Below are 15,993 nucleotides of genomic sequence, written 5' to 3' on the forward strand. Positions count from 1 at the left end.
TAGTCCCGTTTAACGCTTCCCCTATGCTAAGGAATTTTCTCGCCGTGGCCTTTCGTAATTTCATGCGGCAGCGGCTCTATTCTCTGATCAATGTTCTCGGGCTTGCCGCCGGATTGGTGTGTACGTTGTTTATCTACCTGTGGGTCCGTGATGAATGGAGTAAAGACAAGTTTCATCGCGATGGCGAAAAGATCTTTCAGGTGCTTGCCAACCTGGAGTTTAACAAGGGTGAGATCTTAACCTGGGTTGCCACACCCGGGCCGCTGGCGGAGAACATCAAGCAGAATATACCGGAGGTGCAGACGGTTGTCCGCACCATGGGCACCGGCTCGGTGCTGTTCCAGTACGGCGACAAGAGCTTTATGGAAACGGGCTACTATGCTGACGCGAATTTCTTCAACCTGTTCAGCTTTGCCATAAAGCAAGGGAGGCCCAATACCGACTCCTCGGATATTTCCACGATCTCCATCTCGCAAAAGCTGGCAACGAAACTGTTTGGCCAGGACAGTCCTCTGGGCAAGACCGTGAGTGTGAACCACAAACTTGACCTGGTGATCGGCGCCGTGTTCGAAGACGCGGGAACAAAATCGTCGCTTCAATTTGACTGCATCCTGCCCTTTGAAATTTACAAGAAGGACCGGGGTGAAGGTTTTAACTGGGGCGACTTTGATCACCCTACCTACGTGAAGCTCCATGATCCTTCCCAGGCGGACGATGCTTTGGCGAAGATCAATGCGAGTGCGAAAAAAGCAAGTGAAGAAGCGGGCGTGTCGTATTATATGCAGCCGTTCTCGGACTATTATCTCAACAGTCAATATCAAGATGGGAAGCCGGTGGGCGGCCGGATAAAATACGTTAAGATCTTTTCGATCGTTGCGATTTTCATCCTGGTCATTGCTTGTATCAATTTCATGAACATGGCCACGGCCAAAGCCGCGACGCGCGCCAAGGAGGTAGGTGTTCGGAAAGTGGTAGGCGCACCCCGGTCGTCGCTGGTGTTTCAATTTATCTCCGAGTCCACCTCCATCAGCCTGATCGCAACCGTGTTGGCCTTGGTTTTTGTGACCCTCATGTTGCCGCTCTTCAATTTGCTGGTGAACAAACAAATCGAGATTGATTTTATGGACCCGATTTTCCTGGTCAGCTTGTTGCTCATCGTGATCGTCACGGGGTTGCTGGCGGGAAGTTACCCGGCATTTTTCTTGTCGTCGCATCAACCCGCCAATGTGTTGAAGAATTCATCGCGGCAACAGGTGAGCGGATCGGCGCTCCGGAGAGGCCTTGTGGTCTTTCAGTTTGCGTTGACGGTGATATTGATTGCCAGCTCGCTCGTCATCTATTCACAGATCGACTTCATCCGAAATAAAGACCTGGGCTATAACCGCAAGGCCGTGTTGACCTTCAACATGCGGGGCGAGATGGGTAAAAAATTTGATGCTTTCAAAAATGAGGCACTGGAATATCCGGGCGTTAAACTGGTTTCGCGTGCCGACAATAGTCTCGTACAGGTTAACAATCAAAACGGATCGGTAGAATGGCCCGGCAAGCCCGCGAACAGCAATGTGTTTTTCAGGACGGTGGTCGTCGACTATGATTTTCTCGAGACGATGGATTTGAAATTGGTGGAAGGCCGGTTCTTTAATAAAGCTCGCAACGACAGCAGTACGTTTGTGATCAGCGAACGCGCCGCCGAGATCATGAATCTGAAAGATCCGGTAGGAACGCGGATCGTGCAGTGGGGGATACCGGGCACCATCATTGGTGTGGTGAAGGATTTTCACAGCCAGTCCTTGCACCAGGACATTGATCCGATTGTTTTTATGTGCAACAGCTTCTGGGGAAATCAGGTCTTCGTTCGATTTGATCCCGCCCAGCTCCAGCCGGTCGTGAAAAAACTGGAAAGCATTTATAAGAAATACGACGCGCAGTTTCCCTTCACCTACTCGTTTCTGGACGATGATTTTGAAAAACTATACAACAATGAAAAGGTGACAGGCTCTCTCGCCCTGGGGTTCACCGTGATGGCCATCATCATTTCAGGCCTTGGCCTGTTGGGTCTGGCAGCCTTTACGGCCGAGCGGAAGAAGAAAGAGATCAGCATCCGCAAAGTGCTGGGCGCCTCTGTCACCGGCATTGTATCGATGATGACCGTCGACTTTGTTAAACTCAGCGTCGTGGCCTCCGTGATTGGTTGTCCGATTGCGTACTGGCTGATGCAGCAATTGCTGGAAGGATATGCGTATCACACCGAATTGAAGTGGAGCCTTTTTGTTGCCACCGCCGTTTGTGTGTTGTGTATGGCATTGTTAACCGTGGTCTTTCAAGTGGCGAAGGCGGCAGTTGCCAATCCGGTGGATGCACTTCGGAATGAGTAGCCCACTTAGTTCAAATTCAAGATCTTTACGCACAATGGAATTAATCCAATGGAAACGGCTATGAAAATGCCCACACGGATATAGTTCATGGTCCTCCAGCGCGTTGTTCTGTTTAATAGGTCGGTCCCAACGCCGGGGTGGTTTGCGGCTTTTTGAAATTCAATGATGTTGGGTGCAAAGTAGATCAGCGTCCAGGCTCTTACGGCAAAGTGTACAGCAAACAAGATCAAAAGCCAGTTTCTAATCGGATCTAATTTCCAGCAAAAGATGATCGCGAGAATGAACGTGATCTCATGAATGGAATGCATGACGATCCAAAAAGCTTTGAAGTCAAGCCCATATTTGCCTTTGAACATTTGAAATGATTCCGGTGGAGCAGCCGTCCATTTTGGAACGATCACGGCGGTCTCAAAAATCTGTGCGCCGTTCATCAGAAAATAGACAAGGGTTGTTATGAAAAGCCAGACCTCAGCTCTGAATAAATAGTCGGTTGTAATGTCATTCATAGTTTAGATGGTTTTTTACTTCGTTGACGCGAATCGACGGAAAATATTCTTCAACGATCTGAATTTGTTCTCCGGTAATGATCTCCATGGATTGGACGTTTAGAAAATTGAAACAAGGACGCCGATTTAAGCTGGCCCACCCTTGTAAAGAACATTTTACTTTCTGAATTTCAGAAAATTTATCGCAGAAAGTAAACATGAGGTTGCGACGGATCTTAGAGCCGGTTTTCCTGGGCTGCACAGCCAATGTGGCCATTAACTTCCTGTTCAATCCCCGTGCTTTCGAGGTTATTCCAAACGAATTCATCGTTGCGTGTATTTTGTCGATACCCATCACCGAAGGCAATAGATCCATCGATCGCAGGCTCGAGAAAAGGATTACCTGGCTGGAAAATCCCCGGAAGCGTTTGGTCACTCATTTTTTACTCATCTCCCTTTTGCTTTTGATCTTTCTGAACGTTCTCGGGAATGGCTATATGTGGATCGCCCAAAAGGGATTTTTTTCCTGGAAGGAATTGCTCACCATCAATCTCGTCACCCTCTGTCTGGCGATGATCCTGACCTTGATGCAATGGGGAACTCATTTCTATTCGCGCTGGGTCCACGCCGAAAGCAAGGCATCGGCGTCCGCAAAGATGGCCAAGGACCTGAAGATGAGCATCGCCGGAACTTCGCAGAGCATTGAAATACAAAAAGGAATCAGCAAGATCAGAATGGAAATTCAAGCCATCCGCATGGCCAAAATAGCCTTCGGCACCGTGCGCCTGTATTCAAACGACGGTGAATGCGGTGTTTTCCCCGGTACGCTAAGTCAACTTTCCGCACAGCTACCAGGCTACTGGTTTTTCCAGGTAACGCGCGACGCGATTCTCCATCGCGAAATGATCAACAGCATCTCGACGTCCACCTTCGGAAAGATTCAAGTCACCATCAAACAACCCCATGACGCCGGCTTCATCGTGAGCAGACCCAAGGCGGCTGCCTTTCGAAAGTGGTATAATAGCAAGTCAGCCCGAAAAGAATAGCAACTCATTTCCTTTTCTGTTTTCCGGCCTACACCGCGCGTCAGAAGCCGTTTTTTTTGCACATCATAAAAAACGGTCATGCAAAAAAGATTACCCACTTTAGGGCTCATCGGATTACTGTCGCTGTTCATTACGCCGAGAGGATTTTCCGAAAAGCGACCTCCCGGAAAGTATAAGAGGATCCAAAAATATCTGGACCAAGCCACCCGCAGCAAACTGGCCGGCGTGGTGGTCTATATCCAAAGCCCGAAACACGGCGAATGGATCATCCCTTCCGGGTATGCAAACCTGGAGAAACGGACAGCTCTCCAGGGCGATCACATTTTTTCGCTGGCGAGCATCGGAAAGATGTACAATGCCGTGGCGGTGTTGAAGTTGGTGGAGGAGGGGAGGTTAAAATTGGACGACAAAATAGCAGACCACCTGCCCGTGGAGATCATACGGAACCTGCCCAATGCTACCGAGGTAACGCTTCGCCATTTGCTGCGACACGCATCCGGATTTGTCAACTACGAAAAAGATCCGGAATTGATCCGGCAGTATGTATCGGGGCAACTAAAACTGGATATGCTGAGCCATTTGGATGCCCTGAGGAAATATGTCTTTGGCAAAGCGGCCCTTTTTAAACCCGGCGAGAAGTATAGCTACAGCAGCACAAACTATTTGTTGTTGGCCATGATTGTCGATAAAGTGATTCCCGAAGGTCATTCGGAGTATCTGCGCGAGCTGATCCGTGAACATGGTTTTTCAAACACATACTATCGTCAAACCCCACCTCAAAAGAATGTAAACTACTATGGCGATTTAAACCAGGATGGCGTAATGGACGATCTCACCGCACAAACCATCGAGACAACCAACTGGTTTGCCGGCGACGACGGGGTATACGCTCCCATCGGGGAGGCTGCCCACTTCCTGCAAGCCCTGATGAAAGGCAAAATTTTGAATGAGCGCTCTCTAAAAGAAATGCAAACCTGGAACAATGCCCGGAAGCCCGACTACGGACTTGGCCTGATGGCAGACAAATCTTTTCCTTATGGCTTGTTGATGGGACATTCAGGACGTGGAATTGGTGTCACCACCGATCTATACTACTTCCCGAAACAAGATATGGCCGTCGCCATTTTTTGCAACACGGGTTTGAGGGGTTCGGCGCCGCTTTTTAGCAGGGCATACCTTAAGATGAGAGGCAGGATAGTAAAAAAGCTATTTTTGTTTTAACAGCGGAAGATGTGTCCTGACTATTCTAAAAAATTTGATCTACGCAAAAGACTGCGCACTTGCTTTTGATCTTTGTGGCTATAAAATGCTAAGGTTTATGTCTATCCCGCAGGAATGCTGCCGACGTCGAAATACTGGAGGGCGCATCGACTGGGCAGAGGAAATGGTGGAGATTTTGGTAGTGAAAAAACAATGTTTGAATCTTATTTAATTGATGACATGGATACTCAAGAATTGCTGAAATCCTTAGAAGCCCTAAAAAACGTTGACGAGAAATCGTATTTCGCAGTGAAACAGTATGGGGGCGGACCCGAAGAATCGTACGCGTTGACCAATAGAAATGGAATCATTTCTGTCGCCAAGGCGCTCCTGAAATTGTTGGACGAGCATGACAAAACCGGCAGGACCGAAATGCCTTTTGGCATTTTTGACGAACGCGGCGACACGGTTATCGAATACATCACATTCAAGGAACCGCCGAAAGTTGAGATCGAAAAGCCTTCCAGGCTGGTGTGGGTCGGTTGTACCGCGGTAGGCATTGCCTTGGTTGTTGTCTTCATTGTAGGATGCATTTCGATAACGTCATGGCTAATTAATCTATTTTGAAGATGTTTTTTTGATAAGGGAGAGTGCATTCGGGCGGGCCCCCGCGGCCCCGGAGCTATGAGGTGCACTATTTTATCCTCAACATTCTCGCATTAATCGCCACCACCACAGTACTCACACTCATCAACACCGCACCCACCGCCGGGCTCAGCATGATGCCGACGCTGTATAAAACGCCTGCCGCCAATGGTAACGCCACAACATTATATCCGGTGGCCCATGCCAGGTTCTGAATCATTTTTCGATAGGTAGCTTTGCCAAACAGGATCAGGTTGGCGACATCTCTCGGGTTGCTGTTCACCAGCACGATGTCGGACGTCTCTGCAGCAATGTCGGATCCCGAACCCACGGCGATCCCCACGTCGGCTTGTGCCAGGGCGGGAGCATCGTTCACGCCATCGCCCGTCATAGCGACAAATTCTCCTTTGCTTTGCAGCTCCTTTATTTTTTCAAGCTTTTGATGAGGGAGGACTTCGGCCATAAAGCCGTCCATACCCAACGCGTCGCTCACAGTTTTTGCCACAGCCTTGTTGTCGCCGGTGAGCAGCAGCGTCTTGATATTTTGGCTGCGCAACACACGAATGACCTCAGCCGACTCCGGACGTACTTCATCGGCCAAAGCTACGAACCCGGCAACAGTGTCGTCAATCATCACATACACGACGGTCTCCGCTTCTGTGGACTGAATGGGTTCAACTAAATTATTTTCCCTTAAAAAGAGCGGGCTCACCACCTTCACCGCTCTGCCATCGATGTTGGCCTGTATGCCTTTACCTGTGATAGCTTTGAAATCTTTTAAAGGGGAGAGCTTTTGATTGAGTTCCTTTGATTTTTTCACAATCCCTGTAGCAATCGGATGCTCTGAATTTCCTTCGAGCGATGCAGCGAGGGCCAGAATTTGGCCTTTCTCATAAGCCGTGTTCAAGGATTCATATCGCACCACATTGAATTCACCACGTGTCAACGTTCCCGTCTTGTCGAAAACCAGGGTCGAGATCTTGTGCGAATTTTCAAACGCTGTCCGGTCTTTTATGAGCAGCCCGCTTTGTGCCGAGATCGCTGTTGACCGGGCCACGACCAAAGGCACTGCCAAGCCCAGCGCGTGTGGACAGCAAATCACAATGACGGTCACCATCCGCTCCATCGCGAACGCCAGATCTTTTCCCAGCACCAGCCAAACGATGAAGGTGGCCGCGCCGGAAAACAGAGCGATCAGCGTGAGCCATTTTGCAGCCCTGTCGGCAAGCAATTGCGTTTTGGATTTGGCGTCCTGCGCATCCGTTACCAGTTTGATTACTTGTGCCAGGTAGGAGTCTTTGCTGCCATGCGTAACCTTTACTTTTAAAGATCCTTCTCCGTTGATGGATCCCGCAATAACCTTGTCGTTGAAATTTTTCTCAATAGGTCTCGACTCCCCCGTTAGCATCGACTCATTCAAAAAGCTTTTCCCCTCCACAATTTCCCCATCGGCCGCGATCTTTTCGCCCGGCTTCACCAGGATGATATCGCCCGCCTTCAACGTCTCGGTCTTAACATCCATCACATGATCGCCATGCACCAGGTGTGCATCCGAGGGCATCAGTTGAACGAGCAGTTCCAACTCCCGCGAAGCACTCATGATGGACTTCATCTCAATCCAATGCCCCAGCAACATAATAAGGATAAGGGTTGCCAGCTCCCAAAAGAAGTCCATCCCCTCCAACCCCAACACTATGGCTACGCTATACGCATAAGCCACCGTGATGGCCACCGCCACCAACGTCATCATCCCCAGCGATCTCGATTTTATTTCATCCACCAACCCCGTCAGAAACGGCCATCCCCCATAAAAGAACACAAAACTCGCAAGCAAAAGCAGTACATAGTCCGAACCTGGAAACCCCCAGTCAACCCTCAGCCAATGCCGGATCATCGGCGACAAAGCCATGATCGGCACCGTCAGCCCAAGAACAACATAGAACCGCTTCTTAAAATCATCGATCATCCCGGCATGATGGCCATGCCCCGAATGATTCGCGTGACCGGTCTCAACAGGACCAAGCGGCGAATCGTGATGATGATCCGGAGTAGGGTGATGAGCATGTGCCTCATGGGTCATGTCCTTCGAATGATCGTGACGGTGTTCCATAAAATGGGCTTTTGTGTTTACTGCCATAAAGTAAACAAAACACAGCCCCCGCAGTGTTGTATTTAACCTTAAAAGATTTACAGAATTAAGGGCAAGCGAACAAATGATTCGGTGCTAACGACCCAATAGAGTCAGCGATCGGATTCGAACCGATGAATATCTCTTTTGCAGAGAGACCCCTTAGACCACTTGGGTACGCCGACATTTTTTAACAAACACCATCCACCACTTCCCAATAAAGAAGTGTTAACAAAACAAAAAGCCCCGGACAAATTGCCCGGGGCTTGTATTACATTCGTTATACGATCTATATCATAATACACTCATCCGGGCAAAACGTATCGAAGCCATACAACATCCACCATGCAGCTGGTTGAAATTCATCGATATAACGCGGCCAGATTTCATTTTTTTGTTTTCGTGATCAAAGATAAGATAACTTTTTTCGACAAATCAAAAGAACTTTAAAAACTTAAGCTACTTTTGCTTCACGATGTCATTACAACGCAATATCAACGGACTAAGTTTCAACGGACATGCCCATGGGGGAATGATCTGTGCCCGGCGTTGTACATAATATGGTTTACGAATACGTATAACGGATACAACAAAGCCCGGGCCGCATAAAACGCCCGGGCTTTTTATTTAATGTGTTTTGAATATGGAAATGATCATGTTGATAGGAATCCCCGGAAGTGGCAAGAGCAGCTTTTGCAAGGAAAATCTGTTCGACACGCACGTCCGCATAAGTCTTGACCTGGTCAACACCAGGAATAAGGAATGGCAGTTCATGGCGTTAGCTTTTTCCCTTCATCAACGAATGGTGTTGGACAACACCAACGTGACCAAAGCGGAGCGGGCCGTATACATCGCCGAAGCAAAGCGAAACAAATTTACCTTAACCGGTTACTATTTTGAGTCGCGACTGGAGACGTGCCTGAAGAGAAATGAGGGGCGCACGGGTAAGGGGAAAATTAATAAGGTTGGGGTGATCGCCAAGCACAAGGCTCTGGAACTGCCGTCCTATGCCGAGGGCTTTGACAAATTGTATTATGTAAGAATAGAAAACGATCAGTTTCAGATAAACCCATGGAACGATGAAATTTGAGATGTTAGATAAAAAAATGCGTGTTTTCGAGCAAAACATGGATCAAACCGTATTGCCCGGACTTTACATTGTCGCGCGACTCGACGGCCGTGGCTTTACAAGGCTCACCAAAGACTTGCTAACCCTCGAGCGGCCGTTTGATTTGCGTTTCAGAGACGCCATGATCGAAACCGTTAGAGGCCTGATGAATACAGGTTTTAAAATCACGTATGGCTATACGGAGAGCGATGAAATATCATTGCTGTTCGATATCAATGAGAACAGCTTCGGTCGGAAAGCCAGGAAGCTGGTCTCCCTGTTGGCGGGCGAGGCCAGTGCAAGATTTACGCAGGCCCTGGGAAGCCTGGGCGTATTCGATTGCCGCATCATTCCCCTCCCCAACGACGATCTGGTCATTGATTATTTCCGGTGGAGGTGCGAGGACGCCAATCGAAATGCACTCAATGCCTGGTGCTATTGGAAGCTTAGAGACCATGGAATGTCTGCACCGGAGGCGACAAAGCAATTGGAAGGCAGGTCGATCGCCGAAAAGAATGAAATGCTTTTTCAATTCGGCATCAACTACAACGAATTGCCCGCATGGCAAAAGCGTGGTGTCGGCTTGTTTTATACCGAAGTCGAAAGAGCCTCCCTGAACCCGATGAACAACCAGGAAGTAACCGTTTCGCGGAAACAACTCGCCGTGGAGACGGCGCTTCCCCGGAATATGGAATATGATATATTCATAAAAGAACTGCTTACCCGAGAGACACCATGAAAGCGACTGAACTAAAAAAGAACATTTTCCTCATCGAAAATTTCTGGACGACAGACCAATGCGACGACTATATTCAGATCGCCGAAGCCATGGGCTATGAACCTGCGACGATTCAAACCGACAATGAACCACGGCTGGTGGATTTTGTAAGAAACAACGACCGCGTCATCTATAAAGACATGGAACTTGCTCGCCGGCTGTGGGATGAAGTCGCGCCTTATGCTCCGCGCGAAATCGGTGAATCCGTTGCCATAGGAGTCAATGAACAATTCCGGTTTTATAAATATCAACCCGGTCAGCAATTCAGAAAGCATCGCGATCAGAGTTACATCAGAAATCGAAGTGAAGCGAGTTACTTTACATTCATGATTTATTTGAATGATGGCTTCAAGGGCGGCGCTACGACTTTCAATGATCTTGTGGTTGAACCCAAAAAAGGTTCCGCTCTGATCTTTTATCACTACCTGGAACACGAAGGAAGTGAAGTGCTGGAAGGAATAAAGTACGTGCTTCGGACGGACCTTATGTTTAGACTGAGAGAGTAGGTTCGCGCTGACAGCGTGGTGAGCGTTTGGTGGGATAGGTTTTTTTGGTGTTACTTTTTTTGGGGCATTTCATAGCTCCGCTCCGGGGCCGCGGGGGCCCGCATGTTCCATCAGGGCTTAACCCTATCCGCGCATGCCAGGCCAAAGATAGGCTTAGGCCCTGATGGAACATGCTGGAATGTGTGGGGGTGTGGCGAGTATGGCGTGTGGGTGTGAAGGTGAGGGAAGTGTGGGTGTGGGCTTTTGGATGGTTCTATTGTGGTATTCTTCTCCAAACTTCGATAATTTTCAAATTAGCGTAAAAATTACGCAAATAACCTTCCTTATTTGAAACTGGCCTTGTACATTTGCGTATATATTACACAAATAGCTCTCAAATCTTAGAAGAGGCGAAAATTTTAACGCTAACGTTTACTCCCTATGATCACAAAAGCCATACGCAACTGCCTCGCCAATGCAAAAGAGAGAAAATGGGACAAAACCTATTGGGCGTTCGATATTCACGGGACCATACTGCGGCCCACCTGTCAGACCGGCGTGATCTCTACGGAATTTTATCCGTTTGCAAAGGAAGTATTGCAGCTTTTGTCGACTCGGAAAGACATTGTCAGGATCTTGTATACGTGTTCGTATCCGAATGAGATCGTGGAGTATGTAAAATACTTTGAAGATCACCAGATCCATTTCGATCACGTCAACGAGAACCCGGATGTTGGTGCGGGTGCGTATGGGTTCTATGAGCGGAAATTTTACTTCAATGTACTCTTTGAAGACAAAGCAGGATTCGACCCGTTGACGGATTGGGAGGATGTGCTAAAACTAATTCAGACTTTTGAAATTTAATCAGTAAAAATATGTTCGGTATCAACTACATCAAATTCGATTCCATGACGTATGCCATTCACTACGCGCATGGAAATGTCAAGAGAGAGGGAAGGGGCCTGGCCTTCTTCTATTATTCGCCTACGTCGTCCATTACGGCTGTGCCGCTGGGCAGCAAGGACATTTTGTTCATTTTCAATGAGACCACTAAAGACTTTCAAACGATCACCATACAGGGACAGATCACCTATGCGATCGAGAACCCCAAGCAGCTTTCCGAAATGCTTGATTTCACGTTGGATGACGGGCGAAAGCTCAACGAAGCCAACTTTGAAAAGTTGAGCCAGCGACTTAACAATGAGGCGCAAACCGCCACATCGTCCTTTATCCAAAGCATCGGGCTGAAGGAAACCCTGAGGAGTGCACGCGAGATCAGCGACCGGATAAAGGCAGGGTTGGAGCAATCCGACGCGGTAAAGCTGTTGGGTGTGTCCATATTAAGTGTCGACGTGCTTGCCGTGCGGCCCACGCCGGAGATGGCAAAGGCGCTCGAAACCGAGATGCGCGAAAGCCTTCAGCGCGAGGCCGACCAGGCGATCTATGAGCGGAGAAATTTTGCTGTGGAACAGGAGCGCATGATCAGCGAAAGCGAACTCAATACCGAGATCGCCGTGCAGGAGAAACGGAAACAGATCAACGAAAAGCAGGCCGAGATCAAAGTAAAGGAAGCCGAGAATGCCCGGCGTCTTCGCGAAATGACGGTGGCTGCCGATTTGTCCGTGGAAGAACAAAGAACCAAACTCATCGAAATGCAAGTCGAGAACGAGCGAAAGGTTGCCGATGCGAAAGGCTACACGTTGGAAAAAACGCTGACGCCCTACAAACAAATGGATTGGCGAACCCTGATGGCCATTAATTCCAAAGGCATCTCGGCAATCGACAACATCGGTTTTGCCTTTCGGGAGTTAGCAGAGAATTCCAGTAAGATCGGGACGCTAAACATCACACCCGATTTGTTGGATACGGTCATCAAAAATCAACGGTCAAAGTAAAGAACGGCTTCGGCCGTTGCGACTATGCAAATCGAAAAAGCAATCGTCATCGTTAACAAAACAAGACTCGAGAACTTGATCGAGCGCTTCAATACCAAGGCGCAGGCGAAGTTCTATATCGAGCACGCAGGTGGCGACTTCGGTGACTATGAGCGCGAGCACGAGATCTTTCATGCGTCGCTGGAAGCGGTGAAGAAAACCGTGCAACATCACTTCAAGATGAAGGTTGTTGAGCGGGCGTTCATCACCAACTTTCTTTTTGCCAAAGACGATCTGGTGGTTGTGGTGGGACAGGATGGGTTGGTGGCAAATGCGGCCAAATATGTCAACGGCCTCCCCATGCTCGCCATCAATCCCGACGAGAAACGTTATGATGGTGTGCTCTTGCCTTTTAACACAACAAACTATGAAACCGGTCTTCAAAATGTATTGACGGGAAAAGGAAGGTTTCAGGAGATCACACTTGCCGAGGCGCGTACAAATGATGGCCAGCGGCTGCTGGCGTTCAACGATTTGTTTATCGGCCCGGCCACGCATGCGTCGGCGCGGTATAGGATCACGCATGCCGGGCGGTCGGAGCAGCAAAGTTCAAGCGGCATCATTGTGTCTACCGGCGCGGGAAGTACGGGATGGCTTAGTTCGGTCATGAACATGACAAACGGTGTTACGGCCGTCTTTGGTAAATTTGCAAAGTCCAATGTGTCGTTGGCCTTGCCGTGGAACACCGATGCGTTGGCCTATGTGGTCCGGGAGCCGTTCCAAAGTAAGCATTCGGGCATTAGCCTTTCGGGCGGACTGATTCATTCAGGAGAGCGACTTAGTATCGAATCGTACATGCCTTCGAGCGGGGTGATCTTCAGCGACGGCATCGAGTCCGATTACATCCAATTTAATTCGGGGACAAAAGTTGAAATTGCGACGGCTTCTCAAAAGGCTGTGTTGATCTTAAAATAATTTTGCGCAAATGAAATTTGAAAATATAACCTCCTGCTTCCTCGGCCTTGCCATTGGTGATGCGTTGGGCGTGCCTGTCGAATTTAAAGGCCGGTCATACTTCAGCAACCAACCGGTACGAGGCATGTTGGGATATGGCACCTGGAATCAGCCCCCAGGCACTTGGTCGGACGACAGCTCTCTCACCTTCTGCCTTGCCGAGTCTTTGGTCGCGGGATATGATTTGAATGACATCGGAAAAAAATTTGTTGCCTGGTATTCCAACGGCTACTGGGGAGCGCATCATAAATTGTTTGATGTCGGAGGCACTACCCGTGTTGCACTGGCTAGAATAAGAGACGGCGAAGATCCGAAGTTCGCGGGCGAGCTTGATGAGGATTCTAACGGCAACGGCTCTTTAATGCGCATCGCGCCTGCGCCGCTTTATTTTTGTAATGAAACGGATGAGGTTTTATTCGAGCGTATAAAAGAGATCTCTTCCGTAACACATGGTCACTTCAGATCGGTGTTGTCCTGTTTTATTTTTTCGAAAGTGATGATCGAACTATTTAAAGGGGAAGATAAATCGAGCGCACTGCAAAATGCCGTTGAGGCTACAAAAGACTTCTCGCATAGGAGTGAATTTAATGTCGCTGAACTGGAGAAATTCGATCGTGTACTATCCGGAAAGATACAGCACGTCCACGCAAACCAAATATCCAGCTCGGGCTATGTATTGCATACCCTCGAGGCTGCGCTGTGGTGTTTTCTCAATACTGATTCCTATCGCGATGCCGTATTGAAGGCGGTTAACCTGGGTGGCGATACGGACACAACGGGCTGTGTAGCCGGGGCGCTGGCGGGACTGTATTATGGCGAATCTTCTCTGCCGATGGAATGGACCATAGCCCTCGCCAGAGAAAAAGACATTATTAAATTGGCCGGGGACTTTACGGAATCGATAAAGAACAAGATATTAGATGGAAAATCCTGATCATGTATCTACTTTTTCCTGGTCGTCACCAGCTGCTTACTAATTTTCAGTTTGAATATCTCCACTCCATTATCAATAATGTAAGCAAAAGCAGCGACATCAATGGCCAGCCGTTGAAGCTGGATGCAACGGTGCAAGCCGTTATTTTTGCCGTGACGTCCGCTAACCATAGCAACACCCGGAGGAATCCGCTGCCGTTTTATCTTCGTGCACTGGCCATCCAGGAGTTTGCCCGTGAGTTCAATGTGCCCGTGTATGTATATGGTATCGACGATGTGGGCAATCTCCCGAACTTCGCCAGCTATACGCTTAAAACCGTTAAGCACGAAAGCGAGGGACTTTTTAACCTTTCTCCGTCCAACACAGCGGTGGTGTGTTCAACACCGGTGTTAACCATGTACGAAAAATTGGGATTCGCTATTCTTCCAGCCGAACTCAGCGATCGAAAGGCGTGGACCTACCAACATCAGCTTCCCTGGGATCTTGTCGAGAAAATCGCCAACGACCCGGAGTGGGGCTCAAAAGCCGAAATTGTTCGCGACATCCATGTTTCGTCGCGGGAGCTCTGGGAAAAATACCGGCTCGACCATAAGGTAAGGCTCCTCTTCAAAGACACCATGATCGGCGACGACGGCGACATCACCACCACCCGCGACTATAACACCTATGTGCGGCAGATGGACGAGATCGCCGAACTGAAATATCGCGAAACCGCATCCCATGTCAGGCCGGGTCGCATCGGCGACATTGGTTGTGCCGTGGGGTCCTGGATCAAGCTGGCGTGCAACGACGAGCGCTATCGTGAATCGGATTTCTATGGCATCGAAGTCGCCCGCCACCTCTACGACATTTGCTATCAGCGAAAACACAATGGTGAATTTGCCAACCCCTTTGTTTTCTTCCTGCAACGCAATGCGGTGACAGGCCTGGTGTTCGACGCCAACTCGATGAATACCATCCACACCTCATCCCTCACCCACGAAATCGAATCGTATGGCAGCCGGAACGAACTCCTGCAGTTTATTCGAAACCGCTACCAGGAATTGGCCAATGGCGGCATCTGGATCAATCGCGATGTGGTCGGCCCAAGCGACAAGGAAAAAATTGTGCTCATGAAATTGACCACGGCCGATGGCAGGAATGATGACTACGATAAGGTGCATACGGGCCGCAAGGAACTGAGGGATTACCTGGCCGGACTTTCCACCTACGGCAGATTTCTCCGGTTTGCGCAAGACTTCAGGAAAAAGGAAGGCTACACGCTGAAGCATAAAATCCTGGAGCGGGAAGGAGAATATTATATTCAGCTCACTCTTCAGGATGCTTGCGAATTTATGAGCCGGAAAGATTACATCGACAATTGGCAAAGCGAAATGCACGAAACGTTTTGCTTCTGGGATTTTGACGAATGGAAACAGCATCTTGAGCAGGCGGGATTCACGATCGCCCCCGAATCAAAAGCCTACACCAATCCGTGGATCGTAGAGAACCGGCTCCGCGGCAAACTCGAGCTCTTCGAACAAACGGAAAATGGCCTGTGGCAAATAGAGTATCCTGTAACAAATATGATTTTGTTGGGAGAAAAGCGATGAGGGGAGAATTCCATACGGCCCGACCGTTATTTAGAATCTCTCCAACTTTTTAAAAAATTCAAATCACTTCACAGAGAATTTGAAATACAATCCTAACTTTGCTTTAGCATTTCACTCTAATGTATAACCCAAAATAGAGTAAAACATGTTGGTCCTAAGTTTACATATCCCCAAATAGCAGCCCCGGCAAGCATTCTTACCGGATCAAACCCGCTGTATCTAACAAATTTAGATTTCAAAACATCAAAGGCCACACCTGGCTTTGAAAGGAGTTTCTTTATGCATTCAAAAGAATGCTATAAAAAATATCTTTCATCCATAGGCACGCG

General features: G+C 48.7%; 14 protein-coding genes and 1 tRNA gene. 12 read left to right on the forward strand and 3 right to left on the reverse strand.

Annotated features, from left to right (window positions below; genetic code table 11):
• The first annotated feature begins 23 nt into the window (after nucleotides 1-23).
• Nucleotides 24-2,375, forward strand: a complete 2,352-nt coding sequence (locus D4L85_RS10120; RefSeq protein ID WP_119754206.1) for an ABC transporter permease — start codon at nucleotides 24-26, stop codon at nucleotides 2,373-2,375.
• A gap of 5 nt (nucleotides 2,376-2,380) precedes the next feature.
• Here the strand turns inward: D4L85_RS10120 and D4L85_RS10125 are convergent, their stop codons facing one another.
• The gene (locus D4L85_RS10125) at nucleotides 2,381-2,881 is read right to left on the reverse strand and encodes a transposase (protein ID WP_119754207.1); all 501 of its coding nucleotides are present in this window, start codon (nucleotides 2,879-2,881) and stop codon (nucleotides 2,381-2,383) included.
• Nucleotides 2,882-3,084: 203 nt separating this feature from the next.
• On the opposite strand from D4L85_RS10125, the gene D4L85_RS10130 reads away from it, so the two are divergent.
• From D4L85_RS10130 to D4L85_RS10140, 3 genes are all read left to right on the forward strand, one after another.
• Complete coding sequence (locus D4L85_RS10130; protein WP_160143642.1) at nucleotides 3,085-3,906, forward strand: LytTR family DNA-binding domain-containing protein; 822 nt, start codon at nucleotides 3,085-3,087, stop codon at nucleotides 3,904-3,906.
• 78 nt (nucleotides 3,907-3,984) lie between these two features.
• Nucleotides 3,985-5,127, forward strand: a complete 1,143-nt coding sequence (locus tag D4L85_RS10135; protein ID WP_119754209.1) for a serine hydrolase domain-containing protein — start codon at nucleotides 3,985-3,987, stop codon at nucleotides 5,125-5,127.
• 114 nt (nucleotides 5,128-5,241) lie between these two features.
• On the forward strand, nucleotides 5,242-5,733 hold the full coding sequence (locus D4L85_RS10140; RefSeq protein WP_160143643.1) for a hypothetical protein: 492 nt from the start codon (nucleotides 5,242-5,244) through the stop codon (nucleotides 5,731-5,733).
• A gap of 67 nt (nucleotides 5,734-5,800) precedes the next feature.
• Here D4L85_RS10140 and D4L85_RS10145 read toward each other — a convergent pair whose 3' ends face one another.
• Together D4L85_RS10145 and D4L85_RS10150 are read right to left on the reverse strand one after the other, a co-directional pair.
• Nucleotides 5,801-7,861, reverse strand: coding sequence for a copper-translocating P-type ATPase (locus D4L85_RS10145; RefSeq protein WP_228450839.1), 2,061 nt, complete (start codon nucleotides 7,859-7,861; stop codon nucleotides 5,801-5,803).
• Between the two features lie 129 nt (nucleotides 7,862-7,990).
• Nucleotides 7,991-8,064: transfer RNA gene (locus D4L85_RS10150), tRNA-Cys, on the reverse strand.
• 470 nt (nucleotides 8,065-8,534) lie between these two features.
• On the opposite strand from D4L85_RS10150, the gene D4L85_RS10155 reads away from it, so the two are divergent.
• The 8 genes from D4L85_RS10155 (at nucleotide 8,535) to D4L85_RS10190 (ending at nucleotide 15,664) form a co-directional block, all read left to right on the forward strand.
• Nucleotides 8,535-8,969, forward strand: coding sequence for an AAA family ATPase (locus D4L85_RS10155; protein WP_228450840.1), 435 nt, complete (start codon nucleotides 8,535-8,537; stop codon nucleotides 8,967-8,969).
• Nucleotides 8,959-9,726 carry a tRNA(His) guanylyltransferase Thg1 family protein gene (locus D4L85_RS10160; RefSeq protein WP_119754212.1) on the forward strand — a complete coding sequence of 256 codons (768 nt, stop codon included), beginning with the start codon at nucleotides 8,959-8,961 and terminating at the stop codon, nucleotides 9,724-9,726. The genes D4L85_RS10155 and D4L85_RS10160 overlap by 11 nt, the downstream gene beginning before the upstream one ends.
• Nucleotides 9,723-10,271: a prolyl hydroxylase family protein gene (locus D4L85_RS10165; RefSeq protein WP_119754213.1), complete on the forward strand. Its 549-nt coding sequence runs from the start codon at nucleotides 9,723-9,725 to the stop codon at nucleotides 10,269-10,271. Before D4L85_RS10160 ends, D4L85_RS10165 begins: the two co-directional genes overlap by 4 nt.
• 420 nt (nucleotides 10,272-10,691) lie before the next feature.
• The gene (locus D4L85_RS10170) at nucleotides 10,692-11,114 is read left to right on the forward strand and encodes a hypothetical protein (protein ID WP_119754214.1); all 423 of its coding nucleotides are present in this window, start codon (nucleotides 10,692-10,694) and stop codon (nucleotides 11,112-11,114) included.
• Nucleotides 11,115-11,125: 11 nt separating this feature from the next.
• The gene (locus D4L85_RS10175; RefSeq protein ID WP_119754215.1) at nucleotides 11,126-12,145 is read left to right on the forward strand and encodes an SPFH domain-containing protein; all 1,020 of its coding nucleotides are present in this window, start codon (nucleotides 11,126-11,128) and stop codon (nucleotides 12,143-12,145) included.
• Nucleotides 12,146-12,169: 24 nt separating this feature from the next.
• Nucleotides 12,170-13,099 carry a diacylglycerol kinase catalytic domain-containing protein gene (locus D4L85_RS10180; RefSeq protein WP_119754216.1) on the forward strand — a complete coding sequence of 310 codons (930 nt, stop codon included), beginning with the start codon at nucleotides 12,170-12,172 and terminating at the stop codon, nucleotides 13,097-13,099.
• A gap of 10 nt (nucleotides 13,100-13,109) precedes the next feature.
• On the forward strand, nucleotides 13,110-14,072 hold the full coding sequence (locus D4L85_RS10185; protein WP_119754217.1) for an ADP-ribosylglycohydrolase family protein: 963 nt from the start codon (nucleotides 13,110-13,112) through the stop codon (nucleotides 14,070-14,072).
• A 2-nt stretch (nucleotides 14,073-14,074) separates the two neighbouring features.
• Nucleotides 14,075-15,664 (forward strand): class I SAM-dependent methyltransferase, encoded by a 1,590-nt coding sequence (locus D4L85_RS10190; protein WP_119754218.1) that lies wholly within the window; start codon nucleotides 14,075-14,077, stop codon nucleotides 15,662-15,664.
• Nucleotides 15,665-15,993 lie beyond the last annotated feature (329 nt).

Origin of the sequence: Chryseolinea soli (assembly GCF_003589925.1) — a bacterium.
GTDB classification, from domain to species: domain Bacteria; phylum Bacteroidota; class Bacteroidia; order Cytophagales; family Cyclobacteriaceae; genus Chryseolinea; species Chryseolinea soli.

Coding starts and splice junctions, on each gene's coding strand:
- D4L85_RS10120 (WP_119754206.1), top strand. CDS start 24: ATGCTAAGGAATTTTCTCGCCGTGGCCTTTCGTAATTTCATGCGGCAG.
- D4L85_RS10125 (WP_119754207.1), bottom strand. CDS start 2,881: ATGAATGACATTACAACCGACTATTTATTCAGAGCTGAGGTCTGGCTT.
- D4L85_RS10135 (WP_119754209.1), top strand. CDS start 3,985: ATGCAAAAAAGATTACCCACTTTAGGGCTCATCGGATTACTGTCGCTG.
- D4L85_RS10140 (WP_160143643.1), top strand. CDS start 5,242: ATGCTGCCGACGTCGAAATACTGGAGGGCGCATCGACTGGGCAGAGGA.
- D4L85_RS10145 (WP_228450839.1), bottom strand. CDS start 7,861: ATGGAACACCGTCACGATCATTCGAAGGACATGACCCATGAGGCACAT.
- D4L85_RS10155 (WP_228450840.1), top strand. CDS start 8,535: ATGTTGATAGGAATCCCCGGAAGTGGCAAGAGCAGCTTTTGCAAGGAA.
- D4L85_RS10160 (WP_119754212.1), top strand. CDS start 8,959: ATGAAATTTGAGATGTTAGATAAAAAAATGCGTGTTTTCGAGCAAAAC.
- D4L85_RS10165 (WP_119754213.1), top strand. CDS start 9,723: ATGAAAGCGACTGAACTAAAAAAGAACATTTTCCTCATCGAAAATTTC.
- D4L85_RS10170 (WP_119754214.1), top strand. CDS start 10,692: ATGATCACAAAAGCCATACGCAACTGCCTCGCCAATGCAAAAGAGAGA.
- D4L85_RS10175 (WP_119754215.1), top strand. CDS start 11,126: ATGTTCGGTATCAACTACATCAAATTCGATTCCATGACGTATGCCATT.
- D4L85_RS10180 (WP_119754216.1), top strand. CDS start 12,170: ATGCAAATCGAAAAAGCAATCGTCATCGTTAACAAAACAAGACTCGAG.
- D4L85_RS10185 (WP_119754217.1), top strand. CDS start 13,110: ATGAAATTTGAAAATATAACCTCCTGCTTCCTCGGCCTTGCCATTGGT.
- D4L85_RS10190 (WP_119754218.1), top strand. CDS start 14,075: ATGTATCTACTTTTTCCTGGTCGTCACCAGCTGCTTACTAATTTTCAG.